16 protein-coding genes and 1 tRNA gene are annotated in these 14,255 nt (G+C 42.1%); 4 read left to right on the top strand and 13 right to left on the bottom strand.

Annotation, left to right across the window (positions count from 1 at the left end):
* Nucleotides 1-74: 74 nt before the first annotated feature.
* From IPM65_06100 to gatC, 10 genes are all read right to left on the bottom strand, one after another.
* Nucleotides 75-1,583 carry a F0F1 ATP synthase subunit alpha gene (locus tag IPM65_06100; GenBank protein QQS43683.1) on the bottom strand — a complete coding sequence of 503 codons (1,509 nt, stop codon included), beginning with the start codon at nt 1,581-1,583 and terminating at the stop codon, nt 75-77.
* Nucleotides 1,570-1,857, bottom strand: a complete 288-nt coding sequence (locus IPM65_06105) for a F0F1 ATP synthase subunit delta (GenBank protein ID QQS43684.1) — start codon at nt 1,855-1,857, stop codon at nt 1,570-1,572. Before IPM65_06105 ends, IPM65_06100 begins: the two co-directional genes overlap by 14 nt.
* A gap of 146 nt (nt 1,858-2,003) precedes the next feature.
* Nucleotides 2,004-2,507: an ATP synthase F0 subunit B gene (locus tag IPM65_06110; protein QQS43685.1), complete on the bottom strand. Its 504-nt coding sequence runs from the start codon at nt 2,505-2,507 to the stop codon at nt 2,004-2,006.
* Nucleotides 2,508-2,521: 14 nt separating this feature from the next.
* Nucleotides 2,522-2,752: an ATP synthase F0 subunit C gene (gene atpE, locus IPM65_06115; protein QQS43686.1), complete on the bottom strand. Its 231-nt coding sequence runs from the start codon at nt 2,750-2,752 to the stop codon at nt 2,522-2,524.
* A 42-nt stretch (nt 2,753-2,794) separates the two neighbouring features.
* Nucleotides 2,795-3,715: a F0F1 ATP synthase subunit A gene (gene atpB, locus IPM65_06120; protein QQS43687.1), complete on the bottom strand. Its 921-nt coding sequence runs from the start codon at nt 3,713-3,715 to the stop codon at nt 2,795-2,797.
* Complete coding sequence (locus IPM65_06125) at nt 3,699-3,986, bottom strand: AtpZ/AtpI family protein (GenBank protein ID QQS43688.1); 288 nt, start codon at nt 3,984-3,986, stop codon at nt 3,699-3,701. Before IPM65_06125 ends, atpB begins: the two co-directional genes overlap by 17 nt.
* Before the next feature lie 48 nt (nt 3,987-4,034).
* Nucleotides 4,035-7,280 carry a DNA polymerase III subunit alpha gene (locus IPM65_06130; GenBank protein ID QQS43689.1) on the bottom strand — a complete coding sequence of 1,082 codons (3,246 nt, stop codon included), beginning with the start codon at nt 7,278-7,280 and terminating at the stop codon, nt 4,035-4,037.
* A 27-nt stretch (nt 7,281-7,307) separates the two neighbouring features.
* Complete coding sequence (gene gatB, locus IPM65_06135; GenBank protein ID QQS43690.1) at nt 7,308-8,684, bottom strand: Asp-tRNA(Asn)/Glu-tRNA(Gln) amidotransferase subunit GatB; 1,377 nt, start codon at nt 8,682-8,684, stop codon at nt 7,308-7,310.
* Nucleotides 8,677-10,059, bottom strand: a complete 1,383-nt coding sequence (gene gatA / locus IPM65_06140) for an Asp-tRNA(Asn)/Glu-tRNA(Gln) amidotransferase subunit GatA (protein QQS43691.1) — start codon at nt 10,057-10,059, stop codon at nt 8,677-8,679. The genes gatB and gatA overlap by 8 nt, the downstream gene beginning before the upstream one ends.
* A 1-nt stretch (nt 10,060) precedes the next feature.
* A complete protein-coding gene (gene gatC / locus IPM65_06145) occupies nt 10,061-10,366 on the bottom strand; it encodes an Asp-tRNA(Asn)/Glu-tRNA(Gln) amidotransferase subunit GatC (GenBank protein ID QQS43692.1) in 306 nt (101 codons plus the stop codon).
* 92 nt (nt 10,367-10,458) lie between these two features.
* On the opposite strand from gatC, the gene IPM65_06150 reads away from it, so the two are divergent.
* Nucleotides 10,459-10,797, top strand: coding sequence for a hypothetical protein (locus tag IPM65_06150; GenBank protein ID QQS43693.1), 339 nt, complete (start codon nt 10,459-10,461; stop codon nt 10,795-10,797).
* A gap of 1 nt (nt 10,798) precedes the next feature.
* Here the strand turns inward: IPM65_06150 and IPM65_06155 are convergent, their stop codons facing one another.
* The 3 genes from IPM65_06155 to IPM65_06165 form a co-directional block, all read right to left on the bottom strand.
* A complete protein-coding gene (locus IPM65_06155; GenBank protein QQS43694.1) occupies nt 10,799-11,557 on the bottom strand; it encodes a hypothetical protein in 759 nt (252 codons plus the stop codon).
* Nucleotides 11,558-11,569: 12 nt separating this feature from the next.
* Nucleotides 11,570-12,460 carry a M48 family metalloprotease gene (locus IPM65_06160; GenBank protein ID QQS43695.1) on the bottom strand — a complete coding sequence of 297 codons (891 nt, stop codon included), beginning with the start codon at nt 12,458-12,460 and terminating at the stop codon, nt 11,570-11,572.
* Between the two features lie 113 nt (nt 12,461-12,573).
* Nucleotides 12,574-13,164 carry a LemA family protein gene (locus tag IPM65_06165; protein ID QQS43696.1) on the bottom strand — a complete coding sequence of 197 codons (591 nt, stop codon included), beginning with the start codon at nt 13,162-13,164 and terminating at the stop codon, nt 12,574-12,576.
* Nucleotides 13,165-13,226: 62 nt separating this feature from the next.
* Between IPM65_06165 and IPM65_06170 the strand changes: the two genes are divergently transcribed.
* From IPM65_06170 to IPM65_06180, 3 genes are all read left to right on the top strand, one after another.
* A complete protein-coding gene (locus IPM65_06170) occupies nt 13,227-13,751 on the top strand; it encodes a LysM peptidoglycan-binding domain-containing protein (protein QQS43697.1) in 525 nt (174 codons plus the stop codon).
* A 34-nt stretch (nt 13,752-13,785) separates the two neighbouring features.
* Nucleotides 13,786-13,859, top strand: a tRNA-Gly gene (locus IPM65_06175).
* 64 nt (nt 13,860-13,923) lie between these two features.
* Nucleotides 13,924-14,250: a DUF2200 domain-containing protein gene (locus IPM65_06180; GenBank protein QQS44727.1), complete on the top strand. Its 327-nt coding sequence runs from the start codon at nt 13,924-13,926 to the stop codon at nt 14,248-14,250.
* The last annotated feature ends 5 nt before the right edge of the window (nt 14,251-14,255 follow it).

Here is a 14,255-nt window from a genome sequence, read left to right on the forward strand (position 1 = left end):
GATAGGGTTTAGGTTATAGGGTGTAATTTACTTATAGAAGTTAGATCTATAAGCTATCAGCTATCCCCTATGACCTATTTCTCTTCTTCCGGCAAATTGTCTTTGACGTATGTTTCGAGCTCTTTTTCCATCGCTTCAGAAATTACTCTCTCTTTATTGATTGTTGAAAGAATACTCTTTCCTCTGCCCCTCAAATCAGCTAAATACTTTGACTCGAATTCCATTACTTTGTTCAGAGGAACATCATCCAGGTAACCTTTGGAACCGGCCCAAATGACAGCGACCTGCTCTGCTAGATTGTAAGGATTGCTGTTTTTCTGCTTCAGAATTTCAGTCATTTTTGCACCGCGGTTTAGCTGCTTTTTCGTTTCGGGATCAAGATCGGATTCAAACTGTGAGAATGCCGAAAGTTCACGATACTGAGCAAGATCAAGTTTCAGCTTGCCGGCTACCTGTTTCATAGCTTTTGTCTGTGCTGAAGACCCCACACGGGAAACTGACAGTCCGACATTTACTGCCGGCCGTACGCCTGAATTGAATAAATCAGTTTCTAGAAAGATCTGTCCGTCAGTGATTGAAATTACGTTTGTCGGGATATATGCCGAAACGTCGTTTTCCAATGTTTCGATAATCGGGAGTGCCGTGATTGATCCACCTCCGTAATCAGGATGAATACGTGCCGATCTCTCAAGAAGGCGTGAGTGCAGGAAAAATACGTCGCCGGGATATGCTTCTCGCCCTGCCGGTCTTCGGAGGATGAGTGAAATCTGTCGGTATGCCCATGCATGTTTTGACAAATCATCATAAATGACCAGTACATCTTTTCCCTGATCCATAAAGTACTCAGCAACGGCAGTAGCGGCATAAGGTGCCATGTACTGCAGATTGACGGGATCAGCTGCCGATGCATTGATGACTACGGTGTAATCCATTGCGCCTTTTTGTCGAAGAAGCTCGGTCAGGGTAGCAATCTTTGAGTTTTTCTGGGCAACTGCACAGTAGACACAGATCACTCCGTTACCTTTCTGGTTCAAAATCGTATCGATGGCAATAGTTGTTTTACCGGTTCCTCGGTCACCGATAATAAGTTCACGCTGTCCGCGACCGATCGGGATAAGAGCATCAATAGCCTTGATTCCGGTTTGCAGCGGCTCGGAAACTGATTTCCTACGGACAATTCCCGGTGCCGTTCTTTCAATCGGATAATATGTTTCGGATTTGATATCAACTCCCGCATCCTGTGCTCTCATCAAAGGATCCAAAATGCGACCAAGGACATCATCATTTACAGGGATCGAAAGAGTAATTCCCGTTCCTTTTGCCGTTTGACCGGCAGTAATACCCAAATAATCTCCAAGAACAATAGCTCCAACAGTGTCTTCAAACAAATCGATGACCATTGCACGTTCACCGTTTTCAAATTCAATAAGATCGCCGTATCCTATTTTGTCCAGTCCTGACAAAGTCACGACACCGTCTTTTACCTCGGTTACGGTTCCGATCTGTTTCGTTTCAACTTTCATCCCTTCACGGGCTGAAAGCTCTTTTTCAATTTCCTTAATGTATTGGTCAAACTGTTTCATAAAGCGTATGAGCTAATGTTTGTAACTCGGTATTAATAGACAAATCAATGACACTAGACCCGAACTGAATAATTACTCCGGCTAAAATCGAAGAATCGACTTCGACCGTAATGTCCGCTTTCTCAAGAAGATCAATTTTCTTTTTAAGTGTTGATACTTCATCCTGACTTAATTGAAACGGCGCACGTATTATTACCTGCGGTACTTGGTTGTTGTTCAGTTTTTGGAGAAGATATTTTTTCAGATCTTCTTTTACTGCTGGATCTATATGCATAATTGATAGTGTTCTAATTGAGAATACTTCCGTCATCCCGAACTTTGAGCCCCAGCTCATAGTCTTATAGACGAGTTTCTGAATCCCTGAAATTGCAAGGATGATGAAACATCCGCCAGCCTGCGGTCAGGATGACAAAATACTCATTAACTTTCAAGTTTGGTTTCAGGTACATTTGAAATAATGTACTTGGTGACCTCTTTTTGAGCATCTGGTGTCAGATACTGCTTCAGAGCTTTTGAAACCATCAGTACACTGACATCTGCGATTTGTTTTCGCATATCTTTGTACATTGTTTCACGTTCTTCTTCCATCTGCTCACGTGCTTTTGTGACAATAGCAGCTGCCTCTTTTTTGGCATCTTCTATCATTTCTCGTCGCACTTCGTCAGCATCTTTTTTAATCTGTTCCATTGCTTTTTCAAGAGCTTTTTTACGCTCGCGATCCATTGCTTTATCCTTTTCCTCAAGTTTTGCTTTTCGCTCCTCGAGTTCTTCTGCAAGTTTCTCACGAAGTTCTTCCTGTTCCTTCTGTTTTTTAAGGAATTTAAGAAGAGGTGTCGAAATAAATTTGCTGAATACAAGATAGAAAATGGCAAAGCTCGCGATCTGGGCAATGATGAGTTTGAGGTCAATGCCTAAATTTTCCATAATTAATTACCGTATTATGCTACGAATTTGATAATAAGAGCCACGACAAGCGCGAAAATAGCGATTGACTCTGCAAATGCTGCGGCAAGAATCATGGTTGTACGGACAGGTCCTTCTGCTTCAGGATTGCGGCCAAGAGCTTCCATTGCTCGGCTTCCGATAAGTCCTACTGCAAGTGCCGGACTGATGACACCAATGCCAATTGTGAGTGCTGTTGCAAGTAAACGCATTGTTTCTGTTTCCATAGGTTTATAAATAATAAATAATAATTAATAATAATTAACAAATTAATGATGATGAGCAGTCGCCATATTGATAAAGACGGCAGACAGCATCGTGAATACCAAAGCCTGTACGACTCCGACAAATATTTCCATAAAGAAAATCGGTGTCACAAAGAATGACAGAAATACCGGTAAAAGGAACGGAATAATAGTCAAAAGAACTTCTCCTGCAAAAATATTTCCGTAAAGTCGGAAAGCAAACGAGACGATGCGTGCAAACTCCTGAATAAGCTCAAGAGGTCCGAGCATAATCATGATCGGGTCACGAAAATCAAAGTATTTCGCAAGGTGTGCTTTCGGTCCAAGGAATTTGAATCCGTAGATTTGTGTAACGAAGACTGAAACTAGAGCAAGAGCCAATGTAGTATTCAGATCAGCAGTACCTCCGCGCATAAGCGGGACATAATGCTTTTCTTCGGCGCTTTCTCCTTCATGTTCTTCCGTCACTTCTTCAGTTGCGGCAGCTGTATTGTCACCTTCCTCTGGAGCCTCATCCGCGTGCTCATCGACACCAACTATTTCCTCTTCCAAAACAGGGGAAGCAGCTTCTTCCTCAGGAACAACCAAATCTTCGGTTACTTCCACTTCATGTTTGGGGGGTTCGATTAGAATCGATCCTACACCGGGAAAAAGACCTGACCAGTTCATCATGAGAATAAAAACAAAGAAGCTGCCGAGAAGAGGAAAAAAATAGTTGATCTTCTTGCCGAGAACTGATTCAAACAGATTGTATATAGCTACGATAATACCGTGCAGTGCGTAGAAAGCGAGGCTTCTGTCCGATTTTTGTATTTGAGAATAGAAATACCGGGCAATAAAAAAGAATGCAATAAGGACAATAACAGTCGTGACTATGGTGTTTGTGATCGGGAATCCGAATAATTCGTAAACGACTTCTCCCTTAATACTAATGTGCGGACTCATCTTGTTTATAAAGTTTAATTAAATTATAAAAGGATGCAATAACCCCTATAGACATCAATAGTATAGTAAAAAAACCTTTTCTGTCAAATCTTTTATCAAGCCAAAGACCGATAAAAAAACCTGTCAGAATAGGAATAACAAAATACATCCCCAAATTGAGATACTCAACGGGGATGTTATATTTCTTCTTTACTTTATCTTCAACCTCTGTTTTTATTACGTTGCCTTCTTTGTCTACAGTAGTAAAAATCTTAGTTTTCTTGGTTGCCATTGTAGCAATTATACATATGAACTGCAAACATATTGGATATGCATCAATTTAAGCATTTCTCAGAGCCTGAGCCCGCTGGTCAAGGTTTATTGCCTTCTCTACAATAATACTATAATCTCCTTCTCTCTCACTGATCTTACCCTTCAGAAGGATAACTGAGTTAGGTATACATGCTGACCGGATTTTTGCATATGTTTTAGGGAATACGATAGCTTCGATACCGGCTGAGTTGTCATTCAAGAGGAGAAACGCCATATCATCGTTGTTCTTTTTAGTTTTTACGACTTTCACACTGGAAATACTCGCAGCAAAGATAAACGGTTTATCAATATCGGTTTCTTCGATATCAATAAACTTTTTGGTCACCTTTTGCAGGATGATATCTTTATGTTTATCCATCGGGTCACGTGTGATCAAAAATCCGATCACCTCTTTCTCAAATTCAATAAGCTTTTCCTCGGGGAATTCCGGAATCGGTTTAAAATTATCCATTTTATAGCGTTCCTTATCGTGTTGCCCGAAAAGTCCGAACTGTCCCTGTTCCTGATTTTCTTTGTATTTTGATATTTCTTTTGCTGCATCAGGATAATACATCATAAGAGTCGCTTTGTTCCCGAATGCGGCAAACGCATTGGCTTTTATCAGACTTTCAATCGTCTTCTTGTTTGCTTTTCGGAGATCAACTCTCGCAAGAAAGTCTCTGAAGCTGATAAACGAGCCGTCCTTTTCCCGCGCTTCAATAATTGACTCGATTGCAGCCGAACCGACGTTTTTAATAGCAGATAAACCAAATCGGATAGAATTCCCTTCAATTGAAAACTTCAAAAATGATTTATTAATGTCAGGAGGAAGTACTTCAATCTTCATACGTTTTGCTTCTTCGAGAGCCTGTGCCATTTTCTGCTCACGCATAGGTCCGGCAACACCCTGCAACTCAGCAGTCATCAGAGCGGTCATAAATTCGACGGGATAATTGGCTTTCATATAAGCTGTCCAGTATGCTATAAGTGCATAAGAGGCGGCGTGAGCTTTGTTGAATCCGTATGCCGCAAATTTTTCCATAAAGCTGAAGATTTCAGCAGCCACTTTCTTGTTATAACCGTATTCCACGGCACGCTCGAGAAATTTCTTTTTTCCCGCTTCCATGAGTTTTTTCTTCTTCTTACCCATGGCCATACGGAGAATATCGGCCTCACTCTTGCTGAATTTGGCAAGGTGAACAGCGATTTCGGTTACCTGCTCCTGGTACACAAGAATTCCGTATGTTTCTTCGAGAATCGGTTTAAGATCGGGGTGAAGGTACTTTACCCGCTTCGGGTTTTTCTTTCCGGCAATGAATGTCGGAATAAGCTCCATAGGCCCCGGGCGATACAGCGCGACCATAGCGGTGATATCACTCAACTTTGACGGTTGTATCTCACGGGCAAGCCGTCTCATTCCCGCAGATTCAAGCTGAAATACACCGATTGTCTCACCGCGCCCCATAAGATCATAGGTTTTCTGATCATCTAGCGGCACCTCATGGATATCAATATCTTTGCCCTTAAACTGTCGTACAAAGCCCAAAGCTTCCTCCAATGTTGACAGATTGCGAAGTCCGAGAATATCAGCCTTGACCAGTCCGACTGCTTTGTTCTCGGATACAGCATTCAGATCGATACTGTACATATCGTACTGTGTGATAATACGGTCTTCTTTGTTATCGCGCTGGAGCGGCACATATTCCGTCAGCGGTTTGTCCGAAATGACAACCGCAGCCGCGTGTACTGAAAAATGTCTGGGAAGGCTTTCGACTTTTCGAGCAATATCTATCACTTTTTTGACATCTTCTTCTGCATTGTAGGCCAGTTTCAGATTGGCTGACTCTTCCATTGCCCCGTCTATGGACATCTTAAATCCCTGTTTTCCCTGGGGGATCATTTTTGATATACGGTCTCCCTGTGCATAAGAATACCCGAGAGCGCGTGCAACATCACGAATTGCCATTTTTGATTCGAGCGTTCCGAAGGTAATAACCTGTGCGACATTTTTCTTGCCGTATCGTTTTGAAATAAAACGTATTACTTCATCTCGTCTTTTATCGGAAAAATCGACGTCAATATCAGGAGGAGTCGGACGTTCAGGATTCAGGAATCGTTCAAACGGCAGATTGTATTCAAGCGGGTTGATATCCGTAATACGGAGCACATACGATACAAGTGATCCCGCTGCGGATCCTCTTCCCGGACCTACCGCAATCCCGGTATCCTTTGCCCAGGTCACAACATCCTGTACAAAAAGGAAGTACGGAGCATATCCTTTTCTGTTTATGATATCAAGCTCATAATCGAGACGCTCGCATACCAGTTTATCATCGAAGCCCTTAATTCTGCCCTTCTTTTCATAGGTCATTTTCCTTAGGTATTCTTCGTTTGTATACCCCTCAGGCAGATCATATTTCGGCAAAATCAATTTCCCGTGCGGGATTTCCAGATCACATTTTTCCGCGATTTTCAGTGTATTTTCAATTGCTTCAGGATAATCATGGAAGATGGTCTTCATCTCTTCAGGCGTTTTGAAGTAATAGTCCGGCACATCTATCATCGACATCGGTCGGTTCTTTTCAAAAATCGCTCGCTGTGTCTGAATACAGAGTAAAATTTCCTGAGCATAGGCATCTTCTTTATCAAGATAATGTACATCGTTCGTGGCAACAAGAGGGATTCCGTGAGTTCTGGAGAACTTCACCAGGACTTCATTTACTTTGTCGAGTTCAGGCAAGTTTGGATGTCTCTGAAGTTCAATATAAAAATCTTCCCCGAAAATACTATGATATCGCTTGAGAATCTCTTCTGCCTTCTGGATCTGATCCTGCATGATAAGCTGCGGAACTTCTCCTGCAAGACAACTCGTTGTGGCAATAAGTCCCTCATGGTATTCTTCGAGAAGCTCCCAATCGACACGCGGTTTGTAATAAAAACCTTCCAGGTTTGATAAAGTGACAAGCTGCAACAGGTTTTTATAACCCTGAAGATTTTTACACAGAACAAGAAGATGAAAGTTGTTGCGTTCACCTTTTTCCGGTTTTTCGGTACGTTTTCCGTTTGCTTTGTACAATTCACAACCGATAATCGGCTTGATACCGGCATCTTTAGCTTTTATAAAAAACTTGAATGCTCCGTATAAAGCACCGTGGTCTGTGAGTGCAAGGGCCGGCATCCCGAGTTCGACTGCGCGGTCAACTGCTTTATCGATACGGCACATTCCGTCAAGAAGAGAGTATTCGGAATGGACATGTAAATGAACGAATGACATGTATCTATTATACCTATTGAATGAGGTTTATGCCTGATCTTGTATCAGCTGTTCCAATCGTTTACGGACATCCATGGCATCGGCCTGTCCGCGCATTTCGCGCATCACGGAACCGACAAGCGCCATAACGGCATTAGTCTTGCCGCTTTTATAGTCAGTTATTGCTTTAGGATTTTCCTGAATTGCTTTTTCCAGTGCTGAGTGCAGCTGTGATTCATCAATCTCAACTTTTGCAAACATTTTTACAAACTTCTGTGCAAACTCTTCATGTGACAAGTTAGTTTGTATACGTTTATTCACAATTACATTCGCTATTGCCTGTTCAAGGTTTTGTTTTTTTAGATCGAGTTCTTTCTCTTTTGACAACTCTGCAATAAGTTTTTCATAATACTTCGAAAGTGAAGTATCCCGGGTCAAAATAAAGGCATCGTCATATTTGAGCTGGTAGTCAGTAAGGTATCTCTTAACCCGTGAAGCCGGAAGTTCAGGAATTGTCTTCTCTACTTTTTCAATAAACTCATCGGTAAATTCCATAGGAGGAATATCAGGCTCCGGAAAGTATCGGTAATCCTGTGCTTCTTCTTTTGAGCGTTGTGAATAGGTAATGCCTTTGTCTTCATTGTAACCGCGCGTCTCCTGCGCAGGGATTTCTCCTTTATCAAGGATCTCAGCCTGTCTTTTCAATTCATACTCGATGGCTTTTTTTGCGAAATTGAAGGAATTGATATTTTTTACTTCGACTTTGTATTTTGGAAGGTTTTTCATCCGCTCTTCTTTATTTTCATAAATACTCAAGGATATATTCGGTTCCATTCTCATGGATCCTTTTTCCATATCGGCATCGGAGACGTCAAGTGTCCTTATGATGGTATGAAGCTCTTCCAGGAATACTTTCACATCGTCTGCATTTTCAAAATCAGGCTCGGTCACAATTTCGACTAACGGTACGCTGGATCTGTTGAAGTCGACGAGTGTATCTTCTCCGGCGTGTGTAAGTTTGCCCGTGTCTTCTTCAAGATGGACTCGTGTGATGTTGAAACGTTTTTCCGTAAGGGTGTTGTCTTTTCCTTTGAGAGTAATATCAAGATGACCTTTTACTGCAATAGGTTCATCATACTGACTGATCTGATAACCTTTCGGAAGGTCGGGATAATAGTAATGCTTTCTATCAAATTTCGTACGTTTATTGATACTACAGTTTAAAGCTTTCCCGATTTTGACAGTCCATTCTACGGCTTGTTTGTTCGGCACGGGAAGCGCTCCGGGCATACCGAGACATACCGGGCAGGTATTGGAATTTGGTTCTTTTCCGAAATAATTTGCCGAACACTGACAGAACATTTTTGATTTCGTTTTCAGCTCGACATGAATCTCCATGCCGATGACAGGAAAATACTTATTCATATTTCTTTCTCCCTTCTGCGAGTACATTGAAGAAGTCGGTCTCTTTCTCGAACTGATAAGCGGCATTGAGTATTGTACCTTCATCAAAATAATTCCCCATAAACTGCAAACCGACAGGCAACCCCTTCGAATCCAGTCCGCACGGCACACTGATCGCAGGAGTTCCTGCGACGGCAGCCGCTTCATTCAATACATCCATTGTTTCTCCGAAGAAAGGATACTTTTCAAACTCACCCAATTTAAGAGCAGTCATCGGAGTCGGAGCAGCCACGATCAGATCGACATCATTGAATACCCGCTTGAGATCCTCAATAATAAGTGTTTTTATTTTCTGAGCTTTTTTGTAAAAAGCATCGTAATAGCCGTGTGAAAGTGTGTATGTCCCCAACATCATCCGGCGTTTTGCTTCACGTCCGAAAGCATCGCGACCGTTGCCGTATCTGATACCGTCATACCTAGCCAAATTTGATGAAACTTCAGCTCTCTGAAGTATTGTATATACGGAAATTGAGTATTTCGGGTCAAGAAGAGAAACTCTTTTCACTTTGTGACCCAGTTTTTCAAGCACTTTCAACGATTCCTCAACTTTTTTCTCAACATCTTTATCAAGTCCTTTCATGTACTCATCAGGGACCCCGAATGTCAGTGTCCGCTTTTCCGTCATCTGTTTCCTGTAATCAGGTACTTCCTCAGTTGCGGATGTCGCATCAAACGGATCTTTTCCTGCAATTACCTGTAAAATCATGGCAGCATCTTCAACTGTCTGTGTCATGGGTCCGGGACAGTCAAAAGAAGATCCCATCGCAATCACACCATACCGGGAAACGCGGCCGTATGTCGGCTTCAGTCCGACTATTCCGCACCAGGATGCCGGCTGTCTGATGGAACCGGCCGTCTCGGAACCGATTGCTGCAGGGGCGAGATATGCCGATACCACAGCAGCAGATCCTCCTGATGAGCCTCCCGGAGCAAGTGTGGTATCCCAGGGGTTTTTGGTCGGTCCGTAATCAGATGTCTCAGTGGATGAACCGTGTGCCCATGCATCCATATTGGTTTTTCCCGTAAATACAGCTCCCGCTTCTTTCAGACGTTTCGTTACCGTCGATTCATATGGAGGGATGAAGGTGTCAAGCACCTTGGCGGATGCAGTGGTCCGCACTCCTTCTGTACAGAAATTATCTTTTACTGCTATCGGAAGTCCGGATAAGTCTCCGTCATTATGATCCGTAAAATCAATCATGGTGAGATATGCGTTCAAGTCGTCATTGTAGGTATGTGCACGGGATTGAAAGTACGAAAATACTTCCTTTGATGATATCTTTTTTGCAGAAATAAGTTCTTTTAAACCTGTAAGGGATGTTCCGAATATGTCCATATTATTCCATTATTCTTTTAACTACAAACATTGATTTTTTTGTACTTTTTGCATTTTGGAGCGCTTCCTTTTGAGTGAATTGTCTCGAATTTTTTGTACCGTCTTCGAAATATATATTTGAGAGCCTGGTCGAATGTGAGGTAGGCTCGACATTCGTAGTATCCAGCTCGTCGAGATTTTCGACATAATTGATCGTCTCCTCAAGCTGTGTCCGGTACATCTCAATGTTTGCATCCTGTATTTGAAGATTTGCCAATTTGGCAATATGAAGAACATCCTTTTTCGTAAGATCACCTGTTTTTGACATGAAGATTATTATAACCTATCAAGAAATTTTTGTACGTTAAAGAATAGTAAAGACGACTTGATAAATACTATAGGATTTATTATAATAGTTTTATGTCAATTGAACAATGCTCCTATAACGGAGGAAAAATGTGTCAACGTATCGGGCAATGCTACAAAGAAGCTTTGCTGGAAACTCAGGCACAAGAAGGCGGAACTCAAACTTTTGAACCTGGTGATACAAATCCAGGACCCTACATGACCCTTTCCCAATGGGAAGGCGTTGTAAATCAAATAACAAACCGTATTGAAGAATGCGGTAACCAGGAAGAAGTCAGACGACAACTCGAACAATGGGATGCTACCAAACGAGATCCAGAAAACGGATTTCTGCAAGATACCGGTTCGGTTACCCTTCCATCAGGATGGTACGACGGATCTAAAGGCGAGTAAATTATAAGGTTAGGATGACAAGCGGTGTTTGTTCGCTTCCTTGCCCCATCGGATTATCACGCATAACATCTTCAAAAAAACCATTTGGTTTTCCTGTGGCATTTCCTAGTGCGTTTCTCCCTAAATCATTCGCATCGATGATTACAGTCCCTTTAAATCTTTTTATCAGGGCTTCATCAGTTAGTTTAGACTTTATCTCATCTGATATTTTTGTAGCAGCTTTTTGAGGATCTTTCGGTGCAAGTTTCGCTGAGACATTGGAAGGATACAAAGAATATGATGTCGGGCCGTCAATTGCTGCAGCCTGAGGTCCGGCGATTCTGTAGAAAACTCCTGACAGTCCGAAAGGCTTGGTAAGTACCGATGCAACCGCAGCCAGCAAAATACGCGGTAACCCCACTTCCCCTATGGCAAGTTCCATAGTCCATGGGCTTCCGAGACCGATTCCGTGAGGGGTTTTTTTGACATACTTTGATAATGTCTTCGCCCACCAAGAAGGCTTGATATCTTTTATAAAATACGATCTTCCCTGCGAGATGGCTACGATTTTTTCTGAGACGATCACATACCAATCACAATTGAAGTCTTTTTCCTTCGAAAACGTATCAACAGCTGTACTAATGAACCTGGCAATCTTTACAGCATAATCATCTCCTTTAGCAAATACCTCCGTTTTTATCGGATATCGGTAATACGACGTTCCATTCACGTCAATTACCAGTTGTTTCCCCTTATTAGGTTTGTATAATTCCTGTTTCATGGTCTCAATATATTACATATTTCTCAATATTTGAATACGTTTTTCAATCGGCGGATGCGTACTGAAAAGATTTGCAACGACCGAGGATATCTGTCCTTTTTTAAAGGGGTTTGCAATAAACAAATGAGATGTTGAGGTTGTAGCGGACTCTACACCCCGGGGATAACTGCTGATTTTTTCAAGCGCATTGGCAAGACCGTCAGGATATCTGGTCAAAAGGGCGCCGCTTGCATCCGCGAGGTATTCACGCTGACGTGATACGGCAAGCTGTATAAGCATTGCAACTATCGGGGTGAGAATTAAAGCCAGAATAAATAAAATATAGAGTGCGGGATGAGTATTTCGTCTGTCATTGTCACTGCCTCTCCACCACAACGATCTCATTACGATATCTGCAACAAGTGATATTGAGCCAACCAGCACCGATGTAACAGTCATTACCAGAATATCATAATTCTTGACGTGGGAGAGTTCGTGAGCGATCACACCCTCTATTTCAGACCGTTCAAGATTGTGAAGAAGTCCGGTAGTGGCACAAACAACTGCGTGTTTTGGATCACGACCGGTTGCAAATGCATTCGGAGACGGATCATCAATCACATACAGTTTCGGCATCGGTAGACCGGCAGCCATACTGAGATTTTCCGATACCGTATAAAAATCGAAAAACTCATCCTTTGTGGCGGGTCGGGCTCTTGTCGTAGATAAAACCAGTTTGTCGGAGAAGAAATAGCTGCCCACTGAAGAGCCGACGGAAATGACCAATCCGAGCAATGCATAGGTCCACGGATCATCATATACTTTTCCGATTATAAAAAAGAACCCCGTAAATATGACGGTAAAAATAACAAAAATCAGATACGTTTTGAATTTATTTGCCGATATATGTGCGTAGGGTGTCATAAGATCAGATTTATATAATAATCAGTTTCCCAGAATATCGTACGTGAGACGACCGTCAAGGCATGACATTCAGTACTCAGAACGTCTGAGAAACTGCACTATTATACAAATTCTCAGAAACTGACTTTGACGTTTTCTCTGTCCGCTTCGCCTGCTTTGAAAAATTCGAATGATTTAAATCCGAATAATCCAGCAACGATATTGGACGGGAACATCTGTATTTTGGCGTTGTAATCAAGGACATTGCTGTTGTAAAACTGTCTTGAGTATGCAACTTTGTCTTCAGTATCTTCAAGCTGTCTTTGTAAATCCTGAAAGTTGGTATTTGCCTTCAAATCAGGATATGCTTCAGCGACTGCAAACAGTGATTTCAAAGCACCTGTAAGCATGTCATTGGCTTCAGCTTTTTCCTGCATTCCCTGAGCATTCATCAAAGCGGAACGTGCTTTAGTGACATTTTCAAAAACCTCCTTTTCATGCTTAGCATACCCTTTGACCGTTTCGACAAGGTTCGGGATCAGATCTGCGCGACGCTTCAACTGTACATCAATTCCGGATAAGGCCTCCTGTATGCGGGTTTTCAGTACAACAAGACTGTTGTATGTCGCAACAAGATACAGTCCTACAACAAGCAGAACACCGCCGCCTATAAGTAATGGATTCAAGTAAATATCACCTCCTTTCGCATAGATACATTGTAGCATATACGCTTGAAGCAAATATTATTTGTATTGTAATTACAGGCTAATTTGATAGAATAAGATGTATGGAACAGGACGCACATGCGACACAAGACTACAAAAAAATGACAGCTGATATTATTCGAGAAAATACAACGGCATTTGCTATAGGAGGGTTTCTGTTCCTGATCGCCCTTGCAGCTGTCGGAATCCGATACGGTGAAGGTATAGGGAAAACCCTTTCTCAGCAAGGTATGAGGTTTTCAAAATTGTTTGCCACTACTGAAACTTCAAACGGGAATCTTGACGAAATTGCAAATTCAGTCAGGGATCAATCCATCAACTATATCTCTCCTGTACCCAAGAAATCAATAGAGCAATCGGAAAGCCTGGGAATTGTGGCAGAAGAGAACGGTCAAATCAGCGCGATCAGTTCTGGACAGGTGACATATCAGCGGAATAAATACACAATACAAAGAGGAGAAAGTCTGCAGGATATTGCCCGAAAAGTGTACGGAGATCCGAATGCCTGGGTACGTATCGCGCAGGCAAACAACATCACCAATCCTGACCACATCGAGGTCGGAATGGAACTCACCATCCCCCGCTAATATCTTCTTTCGGATTGTGTATAATATTGAAAATGCGGGATTAGTACACCGGTAGTATGCATCCTTCCCAAGGATGAGAAGCGAGTTCGATTCTCGTATCCCGCTCCATTTTTAATTACTGCGATATTTTTTTAACGTGCAAAATTCAACAAAAAAACACAGAATCTACTCCATGACGTTTGCAAGTGTATACCCTCTGTATATAACAAAAGCCGAGAAAAAAGGCCGAACAAAGGACGAAGTGGATGAAATAATTCGTTGGTTAACTGGTTATAATCAGCAAGCTCTTGATACGCAACTGAAGGAAAAAGTAGATTTCGAGACATTTTTTGCTAACGCTCCTCAACTTAATCCGAAAAGATCGTTAATAAAAGGCATAATTTGCGGCGTCCGAATAGAAGAGATAGCGGATTCCCTTATGCGTGAAATTCGATATCTGGATAAACTGGTTGATGAACTTGCAAAAGGAAAACCGATGGAAAGCATTTTAAGAAAGTAACGGCA

The sequence above is a fragment of the Candidatus Roizmanbacteria bacterium genome (assembly GCA_016700135.1).
Classification (GTDB): domain Bacteria; phylum Patescibacteriota; class Microgenomatia; order UBA1406; family GWC2-37-13; genus UBA1450.